We start from the raw sequence: 23,079 nt of genomic DNA on the forward strand, positions 1-23,079 counted from the left end.
GCCCCTAAAAGCGTGTGAAACCGGCCATTAGCCGCGTTTTAAAAAGTTGGCCAACAGCGCATGGCCTTGGCGGGTAAGAATCGACTCGGGGTGAAACTGCACCCCTTCGATGTTCAATTCGCGGTGGCGTAAGCCCATCACCAATCCGGGCGTTACGTCGTCATCGCCTGTCCAGGCAGTGACTTCTAAACAGTCGGGCAGGCTGGCTTTATCGACCACCAGCGAGTGATAACGGGTGACTTCCACGGGGCTATTTAGCCCCTCGAAGACCCCTAGGTTCGCGTGCAACACCGCCGACGTTTTACCGTGCATGACGACTGGGGCACGCACGACGTTGCCACCGTAGACTTGGCCAATGGCCTGATGGCCCAGGCAAACGCCTAAAATTGGCAGCTTGCCGGCAAAGTGTTCGATGGCAGCCATGGAGATGCCGGCCTCGTTGGGCGTGCAGGGCCCTGGCGACACAATCAGGTGCGTTGGCGCCAGCGCTTCAATTTGCTCAATGGTGATGGCGTCGTTGAGGTAAGTGACCACTTCAGCGCCCAGCTCACCCAGGTACTGGACGATATTGAACGTGAAGCTGTCGTAATTATCGATCATCAAAACCTTGTGCACTGACCGCTCCTGCAACGACTAAGTTTTTGCACCAACTGAGCTTGCGCCATTGCCTCACCTACTCCATTGCATCATGTCGACCACAGACGAAACCGCTAATACAGCGATGATACCGCAACCGAGCACTGCCTTGCAGGGGTTAAGTGTCGCGCTGGGTGAGCCGACCAGCCAATGCCTTAAGTAAACGCTTGGAAATTGCTGCGGCGAAACTAAAAAAAGAAACCGGTGGGTCAGTCATAGGGCACGCTATGCTTAAGGGTGTAATACTGTTCAGCATAGTGGCGATTGCCGATGAAGGAAATCTTCACCAGGGTCATATCACTGTCGCCGACGCTGCATGGGAGCCGGGAAATGGGAACTGGCAACGGGCTACTGCCGTCTTTATTGTCTGCCGTCTTTTTTCGCTAGCTGTTTTAAACTCAACAGCTTTAAAACAGCTATCAAGACAGTTAGGAGAGTGGGATGTTTAAGCGGGTTACCTGGTGGATGGGTACGCTGTTCTTTTTCGTATTGATGAGCGCCGTAATGATGAGCGCTGCGCCAGCCTATGCCAACCCGACGCTACGCGTCATGACGTCTTTCTCAGTCATGGAAGAGTTCGTCAAACGGGTGGCGGGTGACACGGTAAACGTCAACGCGATTGTGCCCCGGGGAGAGGATGTGCACCGCTGGGAGTTAACGCCACCCGACGTGCTCGCCCTGGAAGAGACCCGTATTGTGTTTTACAACGGCTTGGGCTTAGAACCGTGGATACGCCACATTGAAGCGATGTCAGACGACCAGCTTACCCTGGTGGCAGTGGCTGAAAAAGCCGACTACCCAGTGCTGACAATACCCAACGGCGAGTATGAAGGAGGGCCTGACCCGCATATGTGGATGGACCCACTGGGGGCTGCCGCTTATATCGATGTAATTGCTGAGACCTTGGCTGAACACCTACCCGACCAGGCCGATGCCTTTTATGCCCGCGCTGAGCAGGCCCGCGAAGCGCTGACAGTACTCAACCAGGCGATAAAAGAGCGGCTAGACGGCATCCCCCAAACCAACCGCTCCCTGCTAACCAGTGAAGCCGGCTTTGGCTATTTTGCCCGCGCCTTCGCCTTTGAGACCCTGAGTATTTGGGGCGTCAACCATGAGACCCAAGGCAGCGCCCAGGCCATGGCGAATATGAGCGAATACCTGGCCGAAGAGCGCCCGCTAGCGCTGTTTTATGAAAGCACCACCCCCGACATTCATATGGATGCCTTGGCGCGGGAGGCGTCAATCTCCCTGGCAGGCCCTCTTTATGTCGATTCACTGAGTGGCACAGAGGGCCCGGCGGCCAATTACGCCGCCATGCTGCGCCACAACGCTGAGGTGATGCATGCCGCCTTAGGCGGCGCTACCCAATAGTGCCGATAACGAAGCCAGCAGCAGGTCCGGCTGACTGTTTTCAATCGGCTCGCCATGATTGTAGCCATAGGGCAGTGCCACTGTCGCAAAGCCCGCCGCTTTACCGGCGGCAATATCGTGGCGGGAATCACCCACCATCACACACGCAGCGGGTGGAACCTGGCAGGTTTGGGCGGCGTGAAGCAGTGGCAAAGGATGCGGCTTTTTCTCCGCCAGCGAATCGCCGCCGACCCAAAGGGTAAAATAGGCCAGCAGCTCGAAGTGAGCTAACAACGGCTTAATAAAGCGCTCAGGTTTATTGGTGATCAACACTAAGATCATGCCCTGCTGATGCAGCGTCTGAAGCGCTTGCTTGACTCCCGGATAGAGCGTTGTCAGGGTGTTCGGTGCTGCGCTGTAGTGCGCTATAAACGCATCGTAGGCGCGCTTTTGGAGCTCTGCTTCTGGCTGCGTTTTTAGCGCCCAGGTGAGGGCTCTTTCGACGAGTACCGGTGCGCCATTGCCAACCCAATCACGCACCTCAGCTTCTTTCGGCGTGGGCAACCCCAGCGCTTCCAGCGCCTTTTGCACGGCCACCGCCAAGTCCGGCACGGAATCGATCAGCGTGCCATCCAAGTCAAACGCAATCAGCTGTTTATCTTGGAGTACTGAATGAAGTGCTGAATGGAGTACTGAATAAGGTTTTGTATTCACCTTCAATGTCCTCTGCGTGTGTCGCGTTAGCCTTTTTATGCCTGCCTTGTGTTAGCGCTTCTAACGACTGTTTTTAGAGGACTTACTAGCGTGAAAACGTATGCGTCGCTCTACCGTATGCACCAGCTGTCTATTCATGGAGCGCCAAAGACGGCACTCGCATGGCTCATGGATAAGCTAAACCGGCACTTCAAACCGCGTGTGAAGCTTCACTCAACAGGGCGTGCCGGTTACTTCGCCAGCGCCGCCCGCATTTGTTTGATAACGGTGTCATAGCCATGGGGGTCGCTGGCCTGGTGGGCGCTAAAAATGGCAGACCCGGCAACAAAGGTATCGGCACCCGCGGCGGCAATCTCAGCGATGTTATCCACTTTGACGCCGCCGTCGATTTCTAACCGAATAGCGAAGTCTGAGGCATCAATGCGCGCTCGCGCTTCGCGCAGCTTGTTGAGCGTGCCGGGAATAAACGACTGGCCGCCAAAGCCGGGGTTGACGCTCATCAGTAACACCATATCGACTTTATCCATGACATAATCGAGGTAGGAAAGCGGCGTAGCGGGGTTAAATACCAAGCCTGCTTTACAGCCGCCATCACGAATGAGCTGCAGCGAACGGTCAACGTGCTCAGAGGCCTCGGGGTGAAAGGTGATATAGCTGGCGCCCGCCTCAATAAAGTCGCTGATCATGCGGTCGACCGGCTTGACCATTAAATGCACGTCAATCGGCGCCGTCACACCGTGCTTGCGCAACGCTTTGCACACCATCGGGCCCATGGTGAGGTTGGGCACATAATGATTGTCCATCACATCGAAGTGGACAATATCGGCACCCGCAGCCAACACGTTGTCCACTTCTTCGCCCAGCCGAGCAAAATCAGCCGATAAAATCGACGGGGCGATCAAACAATCCTGCGCAGCGGTCATATTGCATTCCTACGTATTAAACCAGTCAACGGATACAAACGCCCCGCTCTCAACCACATTACCGCTAAGCAACAGCGGGGGCTTGCAATAACTTGGCCTATCTTACCAGAGCCTTAGCGCCAACAAACTACCCGGCGTTGCTGAACAGGTCACACTCATATTCTAAAAAAGAATATCAAACATGATTGTAATTCCACATTGTTCGATCTAACCTTGGCGGTATTGCCACATGGTGCACTTATTATTCTAAGGAGTTTACTCATGGCCTTACCTGTTATGTTTCGCCGCAGCCTACTGGCGATTGCCCTAGGCGTCGGTGTTAGCGGCACTGCAGCTGCACAAGAGCGAGAACTGCTCAACTCATCTTACGATATCGCTCGCGAACTGTTTGCCGCGATTAACCCCGAGTTCCAAGCCTGGTGGCAAGAAGAGCACGGTGAAGAGATTGAGATTAGCCAATCTCACGGCGGCTCCTCTGCCCAGGCACGTGCCCTCCTGCAGGGCTTGCGCGCCGATGTGGTGACCTTTAACCAGGTGACCGATGTGCAAGTACTCGCAGATGCGGGGCTAGTGGCGGAAGACTGGCAGGATGCGTTCGACAACAACGCGTCGCCCTACTATTCCACTACTGCCTTCCTAGTCCGTAAGGACAACCCCAAAGGTATCGAAAGCTGGGACGACTTGGTTGAAGAAGATGTCGAACTGGTTTTCCCCAACCCGAAAACGTCGGGTAACGGTCGCTACACTTATCTAGCCGCCTGGGGCTTCGCCGATAACGAATTCGACGGCGATGAAGAACAGATTAAAGACTTCATGCGCACCTTCTTAGCCAATGTGGAGGTGTTTGATACTGGCGGCCGCGGGGCGACCACCAGCTTTATCGAGCGCGGAATTGGCGATGTGCTGATTAGCTTTGAGTCGGAAGTGAACAATATCCGTAGCGAATACGGCAGCGATGATTACGAAGTGATTGTACCGCCGGTGAGTATCCTGGCCGAGTTCCCCGTTGCGGTGGTCGAGGAATACGCTGAGCGCAACGGCAACAGCGATTTGGCCCAGAGCTACCTTGAGTATCTCTACACCGAAGAAATCCAGCGCCTGCTCGCGGGCTTTAACTACCGCGTGCACAACGAGGCCGTGGTCGAAGAGTTCGCCGACCAGTACCCGGAAACCGAATTGCTCGAAGTAGATGACGTATTTGGTAGCTGGGATGAGGCCATGGAGACCCACTTTGAGGGTGGTGCGCTTCTCGATCAGTTACAGCGTCGTTAACCCCCATGAGCCAGACTGAACTATGAGTCAACTCGCATTCCGGCGCTCCGGCAGCACTCACGTGCTGCCGGGTTTTGGCCTATCCATGGGTATCAGCGTGCTGTTTATTTCGCTGGTGCTGCTGTTGCCGCTAACCGGCCTGTTCGGGCAGTTAGCGGGGCTTAGCTTCGCCGAATACTGGGCGATCATCACTGAAGGCCGCGTGGTGGCAAGCTATATGGTTACCATTGGGGCCGCGGCCGTGGCGGCGCTAGTTAACGCCGTGTTTGGCCTGCTGCTGGCCTGGGTTTTGGTGCGCTACGAGTTCCCCGGCAGGCGGCTGCTGGACGCGCTAATGGATCTGCCCTTTGCGCTGCCCACCGCCGTGGCGGGTATTACCCTGGCAACCATGTACGCCAGCAGTGGCTGGATGGGCCGTTTGCTGGAGCCATTAGGGTTTCAAGTCGCCTATACCTGGGTGGGTATTGCCCTGGCCATGGCGTTTACCAGCATCCCTTTTGTCGTGCGTACGGTGCAGCCGGTATTAGAAGACTTACCCGCCGAGGTCGACGAAGCTGCGATGACGCTGGGCGCAACCGATGGTGTGGGCTTTCGCCGCGTCATCCTGCCCCACATTTGGCCTGCCCTGGTGACCGGTACCGGGCTTGCGTTTGTGCGCTCATTAGGCGAGTTCGGCGCGATTATCTTTATCGCTGGCAATATGCCTTACGAAACGGAGATCACCGCACTGATGATTTTCGTCAAGCTGCAAGAGTATGACTACGTCGGGGCGTCGGCGATTGCGTCGGTGGTGCTGTTTGTCTCACTGACACTGTTGCTGGTTATCAACATTTGGCAGGGACGTTTCATTCGTCGCCTACACGGAGGTAAGGGGTAATGCGTCGAATTGGTGATGCACCGCTTATTAGGCGCCTACTGATAGGCGCCGCCCTGGTGCTGTCAGCGCTGTTCCTGTTGCTACCGCTGGTGGCCATTTTTGCCCAGGCGTTTTCCCAGGGCATGTTGGTGTTCTGGGAGAATGTCAGCAACACCTTTACGCTGCATGCGATTGGGTTAACGCTGATGATCGCCCTGTTAACCATTCCAGTTTGCCTGGTTTTCGGTGTTGCGCTGGCGTGGCTGGTCACTCGCTTCAGTTTTCCAGGTAGGCGCATTCTGCAAACGCTGATCGATATTCCCTTCGCCGTATCGCCTGTGGTGGCGGGGCTTATTTATCTGCTGCTGTACGGCCGCAATGGCTGGATCGGCAGCTGGTTGGACAGTTACGACATCCAGCTAATGTTCTCCTGGCCGGGCATTTTAATGGTGACCATTTTTGTCACCTGCCCCTTTGTGGCTCGCGAATTAATCCCGTTGATGCAGGCCCAGGGCTCCCGGGAAGAGGAAGCGGCCGTGACACTCGGCGCCTCCGGCTGGACCATGTTCCGCCGCGTTACGCTGCCCAATATTCGCTGGGCACTGCTTTACGGTGTCATCCTCACCAATGCCCGGGCGGTGGGTGAATTTGGTGCTGTTTCAGTCGTTTCAGGGGCCATTCGGGGTAAAACCAACACGCTACCCCTGCATCTTGAGCAGCTTTATCAGGACTATAATGCCGTGGGGGCTTTCGCCTGCGCGGCCTTACTCGCATTGATTGCCCTACTCACGCTTGCAGCTAAGGCGGGGCTGGAATGGCGCGCAGCGCACCAGGAGGCATTTGCATGAGCATTCGCTTACAAAACATTGCTAAACACTTTGGCAATACGCAAGCGCTGGAGCCGATCAACCTGGATATTCACCAAGGTGAATTAGTAGGTCTTCTCGGCCCGTCAGGCTCCGGTAAAACCACATTGCTGCGCATTATTGCCGGCTTGGAAAATCCCGATCTCGCCACTCAATCTGGCAAGATTTTGTTTGGCGACCGCGATGTCACTAACGTGCATGTGCGCGACCGGCGCATTGGCTTTGTGTTCCAGCACTATGCGCTGTTCCACCACATGAGCGTGTACGATAACGTGGCCTTTGGGCTGACCGTACTCTCGCGCAAACGCCGCCCCAGTAGCGGTGAGATTCGCGCTCGGGTGCATAGGCTGCTCGAAATGGTCAAGCTGGAGCACCTGGCTAATCGCTACCCGGCCCAACTTTCAGGCGGCCAGCAGCAGCGGGTGTCGCTGGCCCGCGCTTTGGCCGTCGAGCCGGAGGTGCTACTGCTGGATGAGCCCTTTGGCGCGCTGGACGCCAAGGTGCGTCAAGAGTTACGCCGCTGGCTGCGCCACCTGCATGACGAGTTCAATTTCACCAGCGTCTTTGTCACCCACGACCAGGAAGAAGCGCTGGAGCTATCTGACCGCGTGGTGGTAATGAGCGACGGCCGGATTGAGCAGATTGACACCCCCGATGAGCTCTACCGTGAACCCAAAAATCGCTTTGTGTTTGAATTTTTAGGCGACGTGAACCATCTGGAAGGCAAAGTAACGAACGGTGTCCTCACCTGCGGCGACGCCTACTGGCACGTTGACCTGCCCGATGGGCATCAAGAGTTACTGCTTCGTCCTCACGAAGTGCGTCTTACTGAACAACCGACGTCAGAGAGCCACCTGCCGGTAACAATCACGGCGATCTCGCCGGTAGGTGCGGAAGTCCGCGTGGAACTGGAGGCGGATTGGCTCGCCCAGCCCTGGCTGGCGACCGTACGCCACACTGACTTTGAGCACATGGCACTACGCCGCGGTCAGCGTTTATATGCCCACCCCCGCCACTGGCGGCGCTTCCCTGAAACCGAGTCGAAAACGGCAGAACAAAGCCGCGTCGCTTAGGGGCAAGATAGTTAAAACCTCAGCACTTAAAGCCCAGCAGCTAACGCTGCTGGGGCTTTAATCGGGTTAGCTCAAAAACTCATTTGCCTAAAGGTGAGACTCACCCTTGGCTCAACATCTTTCTTGGTTTTAGGCAGGCTATGCAGCCAGTTTTTCTGCGTGGTGCCTTTCATAATCAACAGGCTACCGTGCTCTAAAGTAAGCGACACACTCTCGCCTGATTGTTTATGCTTAAATGAAAACCGCCTCTCCCCGCCTAAGGTCAACGCCCCGATCGATCCATTTTCCACCAGCTCTTTCTCGGCATCGCTGTGCCAACCCATGCCTTCGTCACCCGCGCTATAAACATTACACAGGCACGAATTAAAGCTTTCTCCACAGCTGCTTTCTACTGCCTGCTTAAGCTCACCTAAAAAATCCGGCCAGACGAGCGCCACCTTGGTATACCCCGAGTACCTGTAGGCAACCGGCTCATCCGCATACCACGCCATCTTTCGCTTGGTGACAATCTCTTTCCCATAAATAAACGCACGGTCATGCTCCCAGCTCAGTTCACGGATGCACTTATCTAAGTACATAGCAGCTGTAGCAGCATCCAGGATATTGCCGTAGTAGTAGACCTCCCCATCCCGTGGCAGCAGATTAATCGACTTCATATCGTCGTTTTCAAACAGATCCATAGAAATGCCTCTTTAACATCTCCCATGCGCGAAGCCGCTTGCCATGGCCCCTCGAACCGCTAAACGACGCGTTCACGCGCCGCCTTCGTCAAGGGAGCACAGGGGCTCACGCCGATTAAATAAACCCTAACTACAATTCCATGCACGCGCCGTAGCGCGTGGTAACGAGTATGTGAGAGGAACGAACGTAACGAGGCACCCGCGGGAGGCGGCGCCAGCCGCCCCATGGCACCACACCAACCCCAGCACCGCTGCGCTGCTTTCGCACCGGGCCGCCGTCGCGGGTGCGCCGTAGGGTTACCACGCCTACAAACCCACCGATGCAGCTTCGTGGCAACCGTAGCGCGTGGTAACGAGAACGCGAGTTCAGCGAGCGTTTGAGGCACCCGCGGGAGGCGGCGGCACGACGCCCAGTGGCACCACACCAACCCCGGCACCGCTTCGCGCTGCTCCCGCGGGTGCGCTGACGCTTACACCGCGCTACCAAAACCCACCGATTAAACTCGGTGCATGTACTCGTAGCGTGTGGTAACGAGAACGCGAGTTCAGCGAGCGTTTGAGGCATCCGCGAGAGGCGGCGGCACGACGCCCAGTGGTACCACGCCAACCCCGGCACCGCTTCGCGCTGCTCCCGCGGGTGCGCTGACGCTTACGCCGCGCTACCAACCACCCGAGAGATTCCACATATCGTAAACGAGTCTGTGAGAGCCACGAACATAACACGGCACCCAAAAGGCGTGCACTAGTCACCCCGTAGCATATAACCAACCAGACACCGACAGCCGCGGCTTAATCAGGTTGGTTCACAGCATTAGCAATAGCAAGTAAGGCCAAGCTGATCCACTCAACCATGGCTAAAAGCTGCTACTTATCCAGTTTAAAAATAACCAAAGAGAGCAAGAAACGGGTTTTTCCATCGCTATCAAAAGCCAATACTGCATTGCCATGGCGCAAAAAAATCAACCATCACTTGGCGGTTACTGGCTAAGAGAAAACCTTGAAAAGGGACATAAAATGAGAGCAATAGACTATGTACGACTACTGTCGCTAGCCGCTATTTGGGGAGCAAGTTTTCTATTTATGCGAATAGCCTCACCGGCGATAGGGGCAATCAACACAGCTTTTTTTAGGGTCTTTTTCGGATTTATTGGTTTAGCTGTCATTATATTTTTTATACGCAAAAGCCTGGCGTTTCGGGGAAAGCTAAGCAAAATCTTGATATTGGGTGCCGTCAACTCAGGTATCCCTTTTCTCATGTACAGCATAGCAGCTACATTACTACCGGCTGGCTACTCGGCGATTTTAAACGCCACAACCCCCTTAATGGGTGCCATGATTGGCTTTTTCGTCTTTAGCGAGAGTTTATCTATAAGAAAATTGGTCGGTATAGCGCTGGGTATTGTCGGTATTACGATCATTACCTCTGTGGGTGATTCAAATATTGCTGGTAACACCTATATTGGCGTTGCTGCCTGTATCATAGCCACTATTGGTTACGGCTTTGCGGGATTTCTTACCCGAAAATGGATAACCCAACAGGGCGGCCTGGATGCAACGCTGGTGGCGTTTGGCAGTCAATTAGGCGCGACCCTATTTCTAGCCCCTTTTTTAGTGTGGACGATTGCAACTGGCCCAAAAGTCGACTGGCTCCAAGGTGATATTTGGCTCAGCTTACTGGCAGTCGGTTTTATATGCACCTCACTGGCTTATATCCTTTATTTTAGATTGATCGCGGATATTGGACCATTACGGTCACTCACCGTTACATTTCTGGTGCCGCCCTTTGCTGTGCTATGGGGCTACTTAGTCCTCGACGAAACGATTTCCAGGGGCTTTTTGCTGGGGTCCCTTATCGTTTTGCTTTCAGTCTGGTTAATCGTTGCTCCTGAGTCTCAAAAGCAAAAAATAGCATAGTACGTTTTAGCCAGTTGCCACGGATGAGATTGAAGCCAGGTTCAACAAACCCGTGTCACCTGAGCCGCTACCCGCGTTATACTGGCGTTTTAGCCATCGCGGAGGAAGACCATGCTTCGGCGTCATTTTTTACGGATTTCAGGCGTACTGCTAGCCAGCGCTTGGCTTGTCGGCTGTGCCAGCCCGCAATATTTGCAGCTTAGCCCCCAGCGCAGCGCAGCGGTACCGCAGGTCGGTTCAGGCCAGCAGGTCACGGTGATTGCCCAGGATGGCCGCGAGAGCGACATTATCGGCAACCGTGCTGGCGGCGGCATGTCGACGGCGCATATTACCGTGAGCAGCCACGAGCTGATTCCACGCTTACAGCAAGAAGCTGAGCGCGCCGTGCGGGACATGGGCTTTAACCCCACGAGTGAACAGGCCGAGGGTCGCCCGAGCTTAACGCTGGAACTTGCCAACCTGAACTACGCCCGTGGCGATAGCGGTCAGCCGCTGGTAGCTGAAGCGCGTCTTGAAGGTGTTTTCCGCGCTACCGCCCGTAATCAGGGCACCACCTATACCGGCACCTATACCTCGCGGCGTACCCAGGGTTATGCCTTAAAGCCCGACGCTGATAGCAACACACGTATGCTCAGTGACCTACTTAGCGATGGTTTAAACCGCGCCTTTAGCGACCCGGAACTGGGTCGGCTATTAGCACGTTAGGCCTCTTGGCTTAAAAGCGCGGCCCGCGCCGTTCGAGTGCCCACACGCTCTCCGTTCGGCCACGCTCATCCGGGCTGCCCTGCTCTAAAAAGGTGAGCGTGAAATTAGGTGTGAACAGGCTTTCAATTTCACTGGCGGGCACACTGTAAGGCGGGCCTGAGGCATCATCTCCATGGGCTAAACTAATCAGTAAGCCTTTAGCACCGGGCGGCACCAACTGCGCAAGGTGAAACGCGTAGCGCTGCCGGGTCGCCGGTGGCAGCGCTATCAGCGAAGCGCGATCATAAAAAGCGCCAATTTCAGCGGCCTGCTGAATATGCAAATGAAAAAAATCCCCGCACCACAACTCCACACTGCCCTGACGGGAAATATTGAAACCCGCCTGACGGTAACGTGACACGGGGAAGCGGCGCTGGTCTAAAAACTGTTCTATCGCCTCGGGGGCAAATTCAATCCCCAGCACTGGGTGCCCCTTATCCGCTAGCCAGCGCATATCAAGGCTCATGCCACATAATGGCACCAGCACCTTGGTGTGCGTGGCAACGCCAAGCGACTCCCAATGACGCAGCAGTGCCGGGTGTGCCTGCTGCAGGTGAAAGCCAATACGCCCCTCTTGCCAGCGCTTGCGCCACTGATCACTCATTACTCGGCTGCCTTTAGCTAGTGGTAGACGCGTTTTTAGAACCAGCGATCACGCTTTTTACGCCGACGTGGCAGGTGCGGGACAATTAACCCCACCAATAAACCTGCGCCAGCGACACCGCCGCCATACATGAAGTAACGCATCAAAAGGTCTTCTTCCTGGGTCTCAAGGCGCGCTTGAAGCCCTCTGACCTGCTGGCGAGACGCTTCTGCCTGGCTATCCAACTCTTGATTTCTCGCTTCAAGCTCTTCAATGCGGCGTTGGCGAACCTCCAGCGTTTCCGTCATTGAGGCAACACGCTGCTCCCAGGCATCGTTGATACCTTCAAGCTCGGCGGTTAGCTCTTCTACCTGGGCTTCTAACGCGGGCAGTTGCTCAACGGCGCTGGGGGTTTGCTGAAGCTCTTCGCTCAACACCCAAACCGTATTGCCGTCGCTATTGCGTACCCGGGTGTAGTTGCCGCTGGTTTCCAGCACTTCCACCTGCTCACCCGCATTCAAGGTGCCAATAATGCGGTAGCCATCGGTAGGGCCACTGCGCACATAGGTGCTAAGCTCATCGGTCACCCACGCCTGATTATCTGACTGGGCAAGGGCATCCATACTCGCCACACTGAGCAAAACGCCAGCCGCGGCGGCGTAAGATCGAAAACGAATTCTAGTTACGTGCATGACATCATGTCCTGATTAAAAACGCTGCAAGGCGGACGGAGCCAACAGCGCTTATCGCTTGGTTCAGCGGTGCGCGCCTGTCTCAAACGCTTACCCTTCTCCGCGCGGAGGCAACGGAAAGGGACGAGGAAATTCCGCTACACGGGCATCGGTTTTGACCGCTTTCAATGGCCCTTCACGCTCAACTTCGTCAATGCGCACAATGGCGTTTAACGGTAAGTAGCTACGCTTAACACCATCAAAGGTCCGCTGCAATTTTTCAGTCGCAGGATCAACGACCACCCGTGAAGCATCTTCAAAGACAAACTCCTCGACTTCAATAAAGCCCCAGAGTTCGCTCTGAAATATTTCTCTGACGTATAAATCCCAAATTTCACCCTGCTGGTGAACCACTACACGGTAGATCGGTTTGGCCGCCATCTTGGCCTTTTCCTCTTGCCATTTGTACATGAAGTTGAACCGCCTAGCTTACCATATCCGCGCCAGCGCGCCTCTAGGCAAACCTGCGTTAATGCGACGCCCAGTGCATCGGTTGGCCGACTGTACGCACCTTGGTGTATGGTGAAGAAACTGGTCAACACATTCTGTTTACCGTCCAGCTTCAAGGCATTTGACCTGTTAGCTGGCGTATACGGCTTCAACGCTTATCAAAGCTCTATGGTAGTATTCGATCTGAACACAACTAAAAGGGAACTTACTCACGTTTTCCCGAAAGAAGTGGTCGATGCCAATGGCTTTGCGGGTTGCTTTGGCGCTTGCCCACCCTGCCAGGTGGTGGGCCGTTTGGAAATTCCCGAAGAAACTGAAAATCATCCCTACTTTGAATCTCATGAGCTAACCACACCCGTAGAAGAAACCGCCACTAAACGCACCGCGTTGGGTACCCATTGGGGTATGGCCTACTTCAAAGGCGAGGATACACATACGATTCGTGATCTACTCGAACGCTCAGAAGGTCTCGACTTCTATGTATAATTCCCGTTAACGCAGGGATAAGGAGTCACCGTGAAGACAGATCAGCTCACGTCTTCTCAAGAAGATAACAAGCTCAACGAGTTATTGAGCAAATTTGATGAGGCCGTACGCCTGCTGATGCAGTCGCCCGATTTCTCAAAGGCCGCCGAACTGCCGCAAGTGCTAGACACTGCGCGGCTTGTCCTGTTGCAGGATGGCGGTTGCGAAGCATTAGAAAAGCGTACGCAAGCCTATGAACAGGCAGGCGTATTTTTAGGCTCTGACTGGGAAACGCCCCAGTATTTAGTGCCCACCCTGACGCCCTTCGCGCTCAAAAGCGCGGATGCTAACGTGGTCGTCATCGAGGCATTAAGCGAGCTTAGACTGCTGTCTGTCGCTAAAGGCGAACATGCCCATTCGCTCGTGTCTGCGGAGCATGCTCACCATTATCTCACCCAGGTGATGGCGATTAATCTCTGGCTGCTGTTCTTGCCGCCCAGCGAGGCGGAGCGCGAAACCCAGGGCCAACTTGCCACCATTCCCCGCCAGCTTTTTCAGCACTTAGCTGAGCGGATTGGCTACGAACACATTGTTGATCAGCTGATCGATGAGATTTGGCGCATTTTAAAGCAGCGTCCTATCCAGGTAGACGCGATTAAACAGATGATCACCCAGATCGCGCTGTGCCAAGCCAATCCGGCGATTGACCTTGGCGCCAGCGGCCAGGGCGCCGATCGGCTGGTTAGTTCGCTTTACGGCCCCACCCAGGCCTGCCGCGAAGACCCCGGCGTGGACATTTATCGCGATCGCTTGGAGCGCATGGACCAAGCCGCCCTGCAGGCTGAATCCACAGGGTTTGCGCGGGCCATGCACGATACCGGCTTGGTATCGCCTTATCATGCAGTGTTGCTGCGCTATCTGCTTGAAGAGGGTGATCACCTGGTCTCCGAAGCGTTGGGGCTTTCTTCGACCGGCCGTGACTGCCTGCTCTGCTACCGAGAGTTGGTCCACGCCCTGATTCGTAGCGGCGTTTACCCTGCCACTTCGCAAGCGGTCTATGGTTTGGCGCTGATGCTTGAACGCGGCATTCTCTATCAGCCACCGGTCGCACCGGCAATGTGGCGACAGCTTAATCTGCCGCTCTCCGAGTGGGCGCAGTCGCGACTTAACATGGCCTATGGCGAGAGCGTCTCGGCACGCGCCCGTTTGATAGAAGGCGTGCTGTGTATGCTGGGCCTGCCGCTGGGGGTTGGCCAAGGCAATAACCCGACTTGCCAGTCCGCCCGGGCGTTGTCTATGTGGGCGTATAACGACCCGGACTATTTGTTGCAAATGGTCGCTTGGGCGGCGCGTGACGATGAAATCGTTATGCATTTCGAAGGCCAGGCCATCTCATCAATGGCAAGCCTCTCCGGCGTTGCCACCGCTTTACCCATGGACCTCGACCCCGTTTCGCTGATCGTTGTGCCCCACCTGGACCGTATCTATGCAGAAATGGGCCGACGCTGCATTGGCCGCGAAGGCGACCCTCACCGCTGGGTGAATCCCGAGTTCCACGGCTGGTGGTCGGGCCGCGGCTTTCGTATCAATGTTGATGTTGCCACTGGCCAGCTCTTTGAGGTCGACGATTTTGTGCGTCACTTCTTCGCTTGCTACCACCCTTACTACAATGGCAACCAGCCGCTGATTCATCCGCAACCGGCGGGGATTGCGGTCACCGACAGCGCCGCGCGTTTTATCGGCTGGCACGCGATTACCATTCTGCGGGTATCGCTCGATCCGACTGACGTGATGCGGGTGTATTTCTATAACCCCAACAACGATAGCGGTCAGGATTGGGGCGATGGCGCGATAGTCAGCACTTCGGGCAACGGCGAGCGGTTTGGCGAAGCCTCGCTGACTTTTGAACGCTTTGCGTCGCGGCTGTATATCTATCACTATGACCCGCTCGAGCGCGGTGAGCTGGTGTCTGTTACTAGCGACGAGCTGGAAAACGTTAAACACTACCTGCACCGTAGCTGGGGAGCCTCGCGCCTGCCGCCTGCCGAACTTCAGGCAGACCAAGGCCCTAGTGCGCCGCCTGACCTGGGGTAACCGAACCGCTTAGCGACCTACATACTGATGATGCGACTTGACCAGCTGTTGGTCAGCCAAGGGCTGGCCAACTCGCGTACCCGCTCCCAGCGGCTGATCCGCCATGGGCGGATACGCCTCGCCGATGGCGGCTCCCCCTTAACCAAAGCGTCCGCAAAATGGCCTGACGATACCCGTTTTGCGGTAGAAGACGACCCTGAAGAACGTTATGCATCCCGGGCTGGCTTAAAGCTTGAGGCCGTGCTGACAACGCTCGCGATGCGCTTTGACGACTGCGTTGTGCTGGATATTGGTCAATCGACAGGCGGCTTCACCGACTGTGCGCTGCGTTACGGCGCACGGCATGTGATAGGCGTGGAAGTTGGCCACGGCCAACTCGCCGCTGAACTGCACGGCGACCCGCGCGTCACCTGCCTGGAAGGCTTAAACGCGCGTGCGATGAGCTGTGACGACACGCTTAACAAGGTGCTTTCCACGCAGCCCATTAATAGCGCCATCATGGACGTTTCGTTTATTTCCCAAACGTTGATTTTGCCCGAAATCGCCGCCTTGCTACCCACCGGCGGCCACCTGATCTCGCTGGTAAAACCCCAGTTTGAGCTGAATGCCGACGCGCTGGATAAGCGCGGCGTGGTTCGCGACGTCAAACGTTTTAGCCAAGTAGAAGCCAATATTCGCCGCGTTTGTGACGACTGCGGGCTGACCCTGCGCCATTGGCAGGAGAGCCCGATTACCGGCGGCGACGGCAACCGCGAATTTCTCCTTCACGCGGTAAGAGAGGCTTAAAAAACATTAATTAGCCGACTGCACGTTTACCGCCTCGCCCTGATCTGGGTGTAACCACACATCCATCTGCTCGAACGCCACGCGCACGCCCGCTTCACGGAAAAGCGCATCGACTCGGCCGTTAATCTCATCGGCGGCATACAAACGATCCATGACGTCGTTGACGAAGATCCGCAGCTCAAAATTAAGGCTGTGCTGGCCATAACTGAGGCAGAAAACCTGGGGTTCTGGGTCGGTTAGCACGCGGGGGTTTTCATCCGCCACCTGGCGTAACAGCTGGTGCACTTTGGCCATATCCGAGCCGTGGGCAACGCCGTAAGTGAGTATCACCCGCGTAATATTGTCCGACAATGACCAGTTAATCAGCTGGTCGGTGACAAAGGTTTTATTGGGAATAATGATCTCTTTACGATCGAAATCAATGACGGTCGTGGCGCGAATACGAATACGGCTGACGGTACCGTGCAAATTGCCCAGGGTAATGGTGTCGCCAATCCGAATGGGACGCTCAAACAGGATAATCAAGCCCGAGATAAAGTTAGCGAAAATCTCCTGCAGGCCAAACCCCAAGCCCACACTCAAGGCCGCCACCAGCCACTGCAGCTTGTCCCAAGACACGCCCAGCGTCGCCAGCCCCATCACGATCCCGGTGCCCACAATGGTGTACGAGAGTAGCGAGCTAATGGCGTAGGCGCTGCCCTGCTTCAACGTCAGCCGTGATAGCACCATCACTTCCAGAAGGCCGGGCAAATTGCGCGCCATAATGAAGGTAATGGCGACCACCAACAGGGCGGTAAACACATCAGAAATCGACAGCACGCTGCCTACCAAGTCGCCCTCTTGCGCCTCCCACAGCGATACATTGTCTAAATAACTCAGCACTGAGAGTAAATCCGACCAAACCAGGTAAAGCAGCACGCTGAAGCCAATTAAGACAATCAGCTTGGAAAGCCGCAGCGACTGACTATTGATCTGTTGCATATCGAGCGGCGGCTCCTCGACTACTTCAAGCCCGCCTTCGGCGCCTTCCTGAAATTGCGCATGGCGGCGAGCTAACGCACGGCGATAGGCCAGCCGTCGCGCGGCAACTGCCAGGCTTCTCACCAAGGTGGCTTCCACCACTACCCATAAGCCGAGTAGATAAAGCGTAATGGCAAACCGGCCGATTAGGCGCAGCGCGGTATATTCGTACCCCCAGACTACTAACCCAAGTAGAAACAACGGCACTGACGCCATGGTCAGCCCTAACAATAAGCGAAATAAGTGCACGCCAAATACCGGCACATGCGCCAGTATCAACTGGGCTAGCATCCAGCTCATGGCCAGCAACCCCGTTGCAAAAAGGCCTAACGCGACGGGACGCAGCGCTAACGGCGTTTCCATCTCACCCGACAACGCCGCAATTCCAATCACCGGCACAATAGCGATACCTAAGCCACCTAAGAGCTGCCTCAAACGAGCAGTGTATACAGGCGACCAGGTGAAATGGCGGACGGCTACGCCATCGTCGACTAGCAGCCTGCGCCCCCACGCCACCACTGCCCAGCTAAGCGCTAACTGCAGCAGTGCCGGGGCAACGCTGTTAGCCAGCGGCTCTGCCGTGGCCAGCAGCCCAACGCCAACGCCCGCCAGCGCCAGCGGTCCCGGCAGCGCTAATAGCACATTCAGCAGCACAGCTTTGGGGGTATGGAGCTGCGTATCGCTCTTGAGTCGCCCAATTTGCGAATGTAGCTTGGCCAAGCGCTGCTTAATCGGTCGTCGCAGCCCGATGAGTACTAGGCTAAGCACCACAAGCGGTGCCCCTTTTAGCACTTCCCACGAGAACCCTTGCCAGCGCGTAGGCAAAATGGCGCGCCACTCGCCTTCTCGCCACTCAGTGCGCAGGTTGTGAGGCAGCTGGCGCAGCCAGTTAACATCGAGAGGGCGGCTGTTAGCGACCCAAAACAGCTGTTCATCGATGGTTTCACGCAGCTCGCTGGTGATGGTTAATAGCTGCTGCTGATTAAGCTGTAGCTCGATAGCCGTGCTTAATAAGCTGCTGTAAGTCTGTTCCAACTGCTCGACCAGCTCTCGACGCGATTGATAGAGCCGCGTGAGCGAGTCCACGAGTCCTGGCGTGGCTTCGACACCCGCCGCTTCTAAACGCCGGGTGGCAAACTGTTCGCTTTGGCGTAGCTGGTCTCGCTGGCGTACCAAATCAAACTGCTTTAAGCGCAGGTCAGCGATTTCGTCCTGTAAATCTCGCCGTGCCGCCAAAGGCGGCAGTGATTGGCGCTGTTCGCGCAAAATACGCGACAGCAGCTGACTGCCGCGTATGGCGTCAATTTGTTCGTTAAGGCTGCGCTGCAACTGCCGCACATGCTCCAACTGGCGCTGGGCTTCAATGTTTTCGCGCACAATGCTGTTGGAACGATCTGTCGCTCGCAGTAGCTCAAGGCTTAATGACTCATTGGTTTGTTGTGCTTGCACCACCACCGGATGACCGGCGGCAATCAACGGGTTATCCCGAGCGGCGTCGGCAATGGCCTGCTCAGAGGCCAGTCGCCGTTGTCGGTCAATCACCCCCTGTAGCATGTTGAGCTGCTGCTCTTGATAATCGATTTGCGTCAACAGCATATCGCGGCGCTGCTGAGCCAGCTCGCGTAGGCGGCTATTTGCGCTTAATTCGCGCTGGTAAAAGCTCACTTCGCGTTCAGCGACTGCTCGCTCAAGGCGTAGTTGGATCAACCGCGCATCGCTTAGCGCGGAAAGCTGTCGATCCGACAGCAAAGCCTCGCGCTCATCGTGCTGTCGGCGTAAACTCTCGGCACGCTGGAGGGTTTCAGCAATCGATTGTTGGGCACGCTCAGGCAACGTTTGAGCGGCGAGCAACTGCGAGCTAGCCTCCGCTAGCTGGCTTTGTAACTGCTGGAGTTCGACCACGGCTTGGGTTTGTAATGTTTCTAGCTCGTCGAGAGGACGATCACTCAAGTCAGCCACCGACAGCTGCTGCGATTCCTCCTCGGCCTCGCTCAGCTCACGCTCTAGCCGGGCTAGCTGCTCAGGGGCTTGATCAATACGCGCTTCTAACGCAGCGAGCCGTTCAGTCACCGATGCAAGCCTTGCATAAGCGTCTAACGCGGCTTCTAAGGCTTCTTTGTCGCTGGCTTGCTCGGCCGTCAGCGCGTCGGCTTCAATGGCTTCGAGCTCCGCAAGCCTTGAGGCCAGTTCGGCCCGTTCAGGCACGCGTTCTAGTACCTGGGCGTAAGCTGTATTAGGCGTAAAACTGCCGTTGATAAGCAGCAGGAACAAACACGTTACGATCCACTGGCTGGCGCATCTCACCACGTTACTTATGCCTCGTTGACATCAAAAACTCCGCAGACACGGATAAAGGCGTATTGTCAGACGTTCTGATAGCCAGCGCAATCAGCGCTGTTGACTTCCGCAGGCAGCCTGATAGAAACAGCCTCGACATTTGTCGATTCATTCATTTTGCGAGCCACCCTGATGGTCACCATGATCACCCGAAAACTGCTGTTCACGAAGCTTCTCGCCCTACTCAGTCTTGCCGCCTTTAGCGCGGATGCCCTAGCACAAACACAAGCAGAGATTAAGGCGCGGATACGCGCACTCGACGCTGAACTTTACCAGCTGCATCAACAGCTTCAGCAAGTCGAACAACCTAATGACGCCTTACAAGGCTTACCCTTTGACGCGCTACCGGAAGAGACTGCTCGGGAAGATTTAAGCGAGCGCCGTGAGCTGGAGCAGGAGTCAAGTCGGAACCCTTTTTCAATCACTACCCACCGCACCAATTATCTATTTCCGATCAGCTATAACGACAACCAAAATCGTGAAAACTTTCGCAGTATTTCTGACGACACGCCGGTGGATGGCACAGAGCTAAAATTCCAGCTTAGTGTCAAAGTTAACCTTGCGGAACAATTATTCGGTGACTACGGTGACCTCTATTTTGGCTATACCCAGCGCAGCTGGTGGCAGGCCTACAACACAGATGCCTCGTCGCCATTCCGCGAGACCAATTACGAACCCGAAGTGTTTATCGACTTTGACAATGCCTGGGGGGCGTTAGGCTGGGTGAATACCCGTAATCGGGTGGCTTTCAACCATCAATCTAACGGCCGTTCTGCCCCGCTCTCCCGCAGTTGGAACCGGGTCTACCTTGAAAGCATCTTCCAACGCGGCGACTGGGCATTCATCTTGGCGCCGCATTGGCGCGTGCCAGAATCCGCCGGCGATGACGATAATCCCGATATTGAGCGCTTTATGGGCTACGGCGATATCCGCTTGGCAAAGCGGCTTAACAATAATCATGAAGTGAGTGCTCAGCTGCGTGGCAACCCCAGTGCCGGCAATATCGGCACCCAAATCGATTACAGCTGGCCCGCCTTCAACAGCTTGCGAGCCCATGTTCAGTACTATTATGGCTACGGTGAGAGCTTGATCGATTACGATCATCGCGTAAGCCGCCTCAGCATTGGGTTTAGTTTAAACCCTTTATTTAGTGCCTCAGGGCTGAACCGATAGGCGCATTCGCTTGTCTGTTCGTACGTGACTGCTATGCTAATAGCAGTCACGTACACTCATTCGTCAAAGGAAGACTTCATGGCTAAACGTCAACCAACGTATTCTACTCAAGCCGATCAACTCAAAGATGATCTGCGCCACTTAAGCGAAACCGTTGAAGAGCTGGTCAACGCGACGGCCAAGGACGCCAGCGGCGAGATGAACGACCTGCGTAGCCGCGCCGAGCGCCGCTTGAAAGATACCCGTGAGCGTCTTGAAGCACGCGGTGAACGTATTTATGACGACACCCGCGACTCATTGACCTATCAAGCCGATGCGTGTGACCGCTATGTGCGCGACAACCCTTGGACAAGCATTGGCATTGGTGCCGCTGCAGGCATGGTGATCGGCTTGCTGCTCGGTCGTCGCTAATGGCTTTGGGTCCGACCCAACGCGTCTTCTCTGCCGCCAAACGTTTGCTGAACTCGCTGATTGCTAATAGCGAAACTCGCCTGCGTTTGGCGGTGTTTGAGTTAGAGGAAGAACGTGCTCGCTTAATGGTCTTGCTGCTTCTCGCCGGGGCAAGCCTGCTGTTGCTTTTATTAGGTATCGCAACGCTGACCGCCTTGGTCGTGGTGCTTTTCTGGGACAGCTATCGCTTAATCGCGATTGCGATTAGTGCGGGCGTGCTGATAGGGGCAAGTTTACTGCTAGCGTGGATCGCGATTCGCCAATCAAAGCGCCACTCGCTTTTAAAAGAAACACTCAAACAGCTTGCCGCTGATCGAGCACTGCTTGAGGAACCAAGTGATGAAACCATCCGCAGACACCGCTAAACCATCCACGAAACCATCCACGAAACCATCCACGAAACCACCCAGCCGTGCCGAGCGCAAAGCGCAAATATTAGCCGAGCTTGAGCAGCAGCGCGTCGACATCTTGGTGGATAGCGACTACCTGCAACAAGTCGCGTCACCACTGGATAGAAACTGGCAAAGTTTCAAGCTGCCGCTCTACGCTGTCGGTGGCTTTACCGCCTACAAGCTGATGCGCCACCCTGGTGGCGCAATGGCGGCAGGCAGAAAAATTCTGGCGGGCTATATGCTACTCAAGAAATTGAAATTATTAGCCAAAGCAGCTAATTAATTTTAACGCTATTGCATGGGCGAGAGGCGTTGCCTAGCAGGACTGCCCGCAGGCTACGCCACTCGCCCACGCCCACTGAAAGTTATACCCGCCAAGCTCTCCCGTTACATCCAACACCTCACCAATAAAGCGCAGCTGCGGCAGGCCTTTAACCTCAAAGGTCTTGGACGACACCGCATCGGTATTGACCCCGCCCATGGTGACCTCGGCCGTACGCCAGCCTTCGGTTCCCGCTGGCTTTAATTGCCAAGTGTTAAGTCTTGCCCCCCACTCATCCAGTGCCGCGTTGGCGTATTGCGCCAGTGGGCGTGCCGGGTCATGGTCGGGATACCATTCCAATAGCGCTTGCGCCAAGCGTTTCGGGAAGCGCTCGCCAAGCCAGGTAGACAGCTGGCGTTTGGGCGTTGCCTGACGCGCCTCACGCAGCGATTCCGCCACGCTCTCACCAGGCAACAGGTCAACCGTAAGGTTCTCGCCCGGCTGCCAAACGCTGGATATCTGCAGCATCGCCGGGCCTGACAAGCCACGGTGGGTAAATAGCATCGGCTCTACGAAGCGGCGGCTATTTGCGCTAACGGCCACGGGTACGCTGACGCCGGAAAGCTCTGCTGCGCGTGCCTTCCAGGTATCGCTCAAGGTAAACGGCACCAGCCCTGGGCGGGTAGCAAACACTTCTAAACCAAATTGGCGGGCAATATCGTAACCAAACCCTGTCGCCCCCATACTCGGAATGGAAAGGCCGCCGCATGCCACCACTACCACGCCTGCATCGATGTTACCTATCGAAGTGCTCAGCCGCATGGCACTGCCCTGCTGCGCCACGCGGGTAATCTGGGTGCTGAGCTTTATGTCGGCTCCCGCCCATTCACACTCGGTGAGTAGCGCACGTACGATCTCTTTTGCCGAGGTGGCGCAGAACAGCTGCCCCGGCGTTTTTTCGACGTGTTCAACGCCGTGGCGCTCCACCAGTTCGACAAAGTGTTCAGGCCGGTAGCGTTTGAGGGCCGAAATACAAAAGTAAGGATTTGACGAGTAAAAGTGCTGTGGCGTGGTACCCAGATTGGTAAAATTGCAGCGCCCGCCCCCGGACATCAGAATCTTCTTGCCTGCTTTATTAGCATGATCAAGCACTAACACCCGCTTACCGGCATAGCCTGCTTGCGCCGCGCACATTAAGCCAGCCGCACCAGCACCGATGATGACAACGTCATAGATCATAATGGACAGCTCATAATGAGGGCGACTCCCGCTGTAAAAAGCAGGCATTCTAACAGGGTCAGGCTTAAA

The 23,079-nt window shown here is 55.6% G+C and carries 23 protein-coding genes and 1 pseudogene; 15 read left to right on the top strand and 9 right to left on the bottom strand.

Going from position 1 to position 23,079, the window contains the following annotated elements:
* Window positions 1–27: 27 nt before the first annotated feature.
* The gene (locus HVA01_RS12545; protein ID WP_146875798.1) at window positions 28–600 is read right to left on the bottom strand and encodes an anthranilate synthase component II; all 573 of its coding nucleotides are present in this window, start codon (window positions 598–600) and stop codon (window positions 28–30) included.
* Window positions 601–758: 158 nt separating this feature from the next.
* Between HVA01_RS12545 and HVA01_RS12550 the strand changes: the two genes are divergently transcribed.
* The gene (locus HVA01_RS12550; protein ID WP_146875751.1) at window positions 759–1,085 is read left to right on the top strand and encodes a hypothetical protein; all 327 of its coding nucleotides are present in this window, start codon (window positions 759–761) and stop codon (window positions 1,083–1,085) included.
* Entirely contained in the window at window positions 1,078–2,007 is a 930-nt protein-coding gene (locus HVA01_RS12555; protein ID WP_146875752.1) for a metal ABC transporter substrate-binding protein, read from the top strand. The genes HVA01_RS12550 and HVA01_RS12555 overlap by 8 nt, the downstream gene beginning before the upstream one ends.
* Here the strand turns inward: HVA01_RS12555 and HVA01_RS12560 are convergent.
* Together HVA01_RS12560 and rpe are read right to left on the bottom strand one after the other, a co-directional pair.
* Window positions 1,987–2,700 carry a phosphoglycolate phosphatase gene (locus tag HVA01_RS12560; RefSeq protein ID WP_146875753.1) on the bottom strand — a complete coding sequence of 238 codons (714 nt, stop codon included), beginning with the start codon at window positions 2,698–2,700 and terminating at the stop codon, window positions 1,987–1,989. The genes HVA01_RS12555 and HVA01_RS12560 overlap by 21 nt on opposite strands.
* A gap of 230 nt (window positions 2,701–2,930) precedes the next feature.
* A complete protein-coding gene (gene rpe / locus HVA01_RS12570) occupies window positions 2,931–3,623 on the bottom strand; it encodes a ribulose-phosphate 3-epimerase (protein ID WP_146875755.1) in 693 nt (230 codons plus the stop codon).
* Window positions 3,624–3,884: 261 nt separating this feature from the next.
* On the opposite strand from rpe, the gene cysP reads away from it, so the two are divergent.
* From cysP to HVA01_RS12590, 4 genes are read left to right on the top strand one after another with little or no spacing between them, the layout of a single operon-like run.
* Window positions 3,885–4,895 carry a thiosulfate ABC transporter substrate-binding protein CysP gene (gene cysP, locus HVA01_RS12575; RefSeq protein WP_146875756.1) on the top strand — a complete coding sequence of 337 codons (1,011 nt, stop codon included), beginning with the start codon at window positions 3,885–3,887 and terminating at the stop codon, window positions 4,893–4,895.
* A gap of 22 nt (window positions 4,896–4,917) precedes the next feature.
* Complete coding sequence (cysT, locus tag HVA01_RS12580) at window positions 4,918–5,772, top strand: sulfate ABC transporter permease subunit CysT (protein WP_146875757.1); 855 nt, start codon at window positions 4,918–4,920, stop codon at window positions 5,770–5,772.
* Complete coding sequence (gene cysW / locus HVA01_RS12585; RefSeq protein ID WP_146875758.1) at window positions 5,772–6,599, top strand: sulfate ABC transporter permease subunit CysW; 828 nt, start codon at window positions 5,772–5,774, stop codon at window positions 6,597–6,599. The genes cysT and cysW overlap by 1 nt, the downstream gene beginning before the upstream one ends.
* On the top strand, window positions 6,596–7,690 hold the full coding sequence (locus HVA01_RS12590) for a sulfate/molybdate ABC transporter ATP-binding protein (RefSeq protein ID WP_146875759.1): 1,095 nt from the start codon (window positions 6,596–6,598) through the stop codon (window positions 7,688–7,690). The genes cysW and HVA01_RS12590 overlap by 4 nt, the downstream gene beginning before the upstream one ends.
* 71 nt (window positions 7,691–7,761) lie before the next feature.
* Here the strand turns inward: HVA01_RS12590 and HVA01_RS12595 are convergent, their stop codons facing one another.
* The gene (locus tag HVA01_RS12595; protein WP_146875760.1) at window positions 7,762–8,370 is read right to left on the bottom strand and encodes an alpha-ketoglutarate-dependent dioxygenase AlkB family protein; all 609 of its coding nucleotides are present in this window, start codon (window positions 8,368–8,370) and stop codon (window positions 7,762–7,764) included.
* Window positions 8,371–9,315: 945 nt separating this feature from the next.
* Here HVA01_RS12595 and HVA01_RS12600 point away from each other — a divergent pair.
* Together HVA01_RS12600 and HVA01_RS12605 are read left to right on the top strand one after the other, a co-directional pair.
* A complete protein-coding gene (locus HVA01_RS12600) occupies window positions 9,316–10,284 on the top strand; it encodes a DMT family transporter (protein WP_246129611.1) in 969 nt (322 codons plus the stop codon).
* A gap of 111 nt (window positions 10,285–10,395) precedes the next feature.
* A complete protein-coding gene (locus tag HVA01_RS12605) occupies window positions 10,396–10,989 on the top strand; it encodes a YajG family lipoprotein (RefSeq protein ID WP_146875761.1) in 594 nt (197 codons plus the stop codon).
* Window positions 10,990–10,999: 10 nt separating this feature from the next.
* Here HVA01_RS12605 and HVA01_RS12610 read toward each other — a convergent pair whose 3' ends face one another.
* From HVA01_RS12610 to HVA01_RS12620, 3 genes are all read right to left on the bottom strand, one after another.
* Window positions 11,000–11,632, bottom strand: a complete 633-nt coding sequence (locus HVA01_RS12610) for a class I SAM-dependent methyltransferase (RefSeq protein ID WP_146875762.1) — start codon at window positions 11,630–11,632, stop codon at window positions 11,000–11,002.
* A gap of 35 nt (window positions 11,633–11,667) precedes the next feature.
* On the bottom strand, window positions 11,668–12,303 hold the full coding sequence (locus HVA01_RS12615) for a TIGR04211 family SH3 domain-containing protein (protein ID WP_146875763.1): 636 nt from the start codon (window positions 12,301–12,303) through the stop codon (window positions 11,668–11,670).
* Between the two features lie 90 nt (window positions 12,304–12,393).
* The gene (locus HVA01_RS12620) at window positions 12,394–12,723 is read right to left on the bottom strand and encodes a DUF1820 family protein (protein WP_035583969.1); all 330 of its coding nucleotides are present in this window, start codon (window positions 12,721–12,723) and stop codon (window positions 12,394–12,396) included.
* 171 nt (window positions 12,724–12,894) lie between these two features.
* On the opposite strand from HVA01_RS12620, the pseudogene HVA01_RS12625 reads away from it, so the two are divergent.
* From HVA01_RS12625 to HVA01_RS12635, 3 genes and pseudogenes are all read left to right on the top strand, one after another.
* Window positions 12,895–13,278, top strand: a pseudogene (locus HVA01_RS12625) (carboxylate--amine ligase); the annotation flags it as partial.
* Window positions 13,279–13,308: 30 nt separating this feature from the next.
* Window positions 13,309–15,351 carry a hypothetical protein gene (locus HVA01_RS12630; protein WP_146875764.1) on the top strand — a complete coding sequence of 681 codons (2,043 nt, stop codon included), beginning with the start codon at window positions 13,309–13,311 and terminating at the stop codon, window positions 15,349–15,351.
* Window positions 15,352–15,378: 27 nt separating this feature from the next.
* The gene (locus HVA01_RS12635; RefSeq protein WP_146875765.1) at window positions 15,379–16,137 is read left to right on the top strand and encodes a TlyA family RNA methyltransferase; all 759 of its coding nucleotides are present in this window, start codon (window positions 15,379–15,381) and stop codon (window positions 16,135–16,137) included.
* 6 nt (window positions 16,138–16,143) lie between these two features.
* Here the strand turns inward: HVA01_RS12635 and mscK are convergent, their stop codons facing one another.
* Window positions 16,144–19,440 (bottom strand): mechanosensitive channel MscK, encoded by a 3,297-nt coding sequence (gene mscK / locus HVA01_RS12640; RefSeq protein ID WP_146875800.1) that lies wholly within the window; start codon window positions 19,438–19,440, stop codon window positions 16,144–16,146.
* A 195-nt stretch (window positions 19,441–19,635) separates the two neighbouring features.
* Here mscK and HVA01_RS12645 point away from each other — a divergent pair, with 195 nt between their 5' ends.
* From HVA01_RS12645 to HVA01_RS12660, 4 genes are all read left to right on the top strand, one after another.
* Window positions 19,636–20,667: a phospholipase A gene (locus HVA01_RS12645; RefSeq protein ID WP_146875801.1), complete on the top strand. Its 1,032-nt coding sequence runs from the start codon at window positions 19,636–19,638 to the stop codon at window positions 20,665–20,667.
* Window positions 20,668–20,745: 78 nt separating this feature from the next.
* Entirely contained in the window at window positions 20,746–21,078 is a 333-nt protein-coding gene (locus HVA01_RS12650; protein WP_146875766.1) for an ElaB/YgaM/YqjD family protein, read from the top strand.
* Window positions 21,078–21,482, top strand: coding sequence for a phage holin family protein (locus tag HVA01_RS12655; protein ID WP_146875767.1), 405 nt, complete (start codon window positions 21,078–21,080; stop codon window positions 21,480–21,482). The genes HVA01_RS12650 and HVA01_RS12655 overlap by 1 nt, the downstream gene beginning before the upstream one ends.
* Window positions 21,457–21,792 (top strand): YqjK-like family protein, encoded by a 336-nt coding sequence (locus tag HVA01_RS12660; protein WP_146875768.1) that lies wholly within the window; start codon window positions 21,457–21,459, stop codon window positions 21,790–21,792. Before HVA01_RS12655 ends, HVA01_RS12660 begins: the two co-directional genes overlap by 26 nt.
* 33 nt (window positions 21,793–21,825) lie before the next feature.
* Here the strand turns inward: HVA01_RS12660 and HVA01_RS12665 are convergent, their stop codons facing one another.
* Complete coding sequence (locus tag HVA01_RS12665) at window positions 21,826–23,010, bottom strand: BaiN/RdsA family NAD(P)/FAD-dependent oxidoreductase (protein WP_146875769.1); 1,185 nt, start codon at window positions 23,008–23,010, stop codon at window positions 21,826–21,828.
* Between the last annotated feature and the right edge of the window lie 69 nt (window positions 23,011–23,079).

The sequence above is a fragment of the Halovibrio variabilis genome (assembly GCF_007991175.1).
Classification (GTDB): domain Bacteria; phylum Pseudomonadota; class Gammaproteobacteria; order Pseudomonadales; family Halomonadaceae; genus Vreelandella; species Vreelandella variabilis.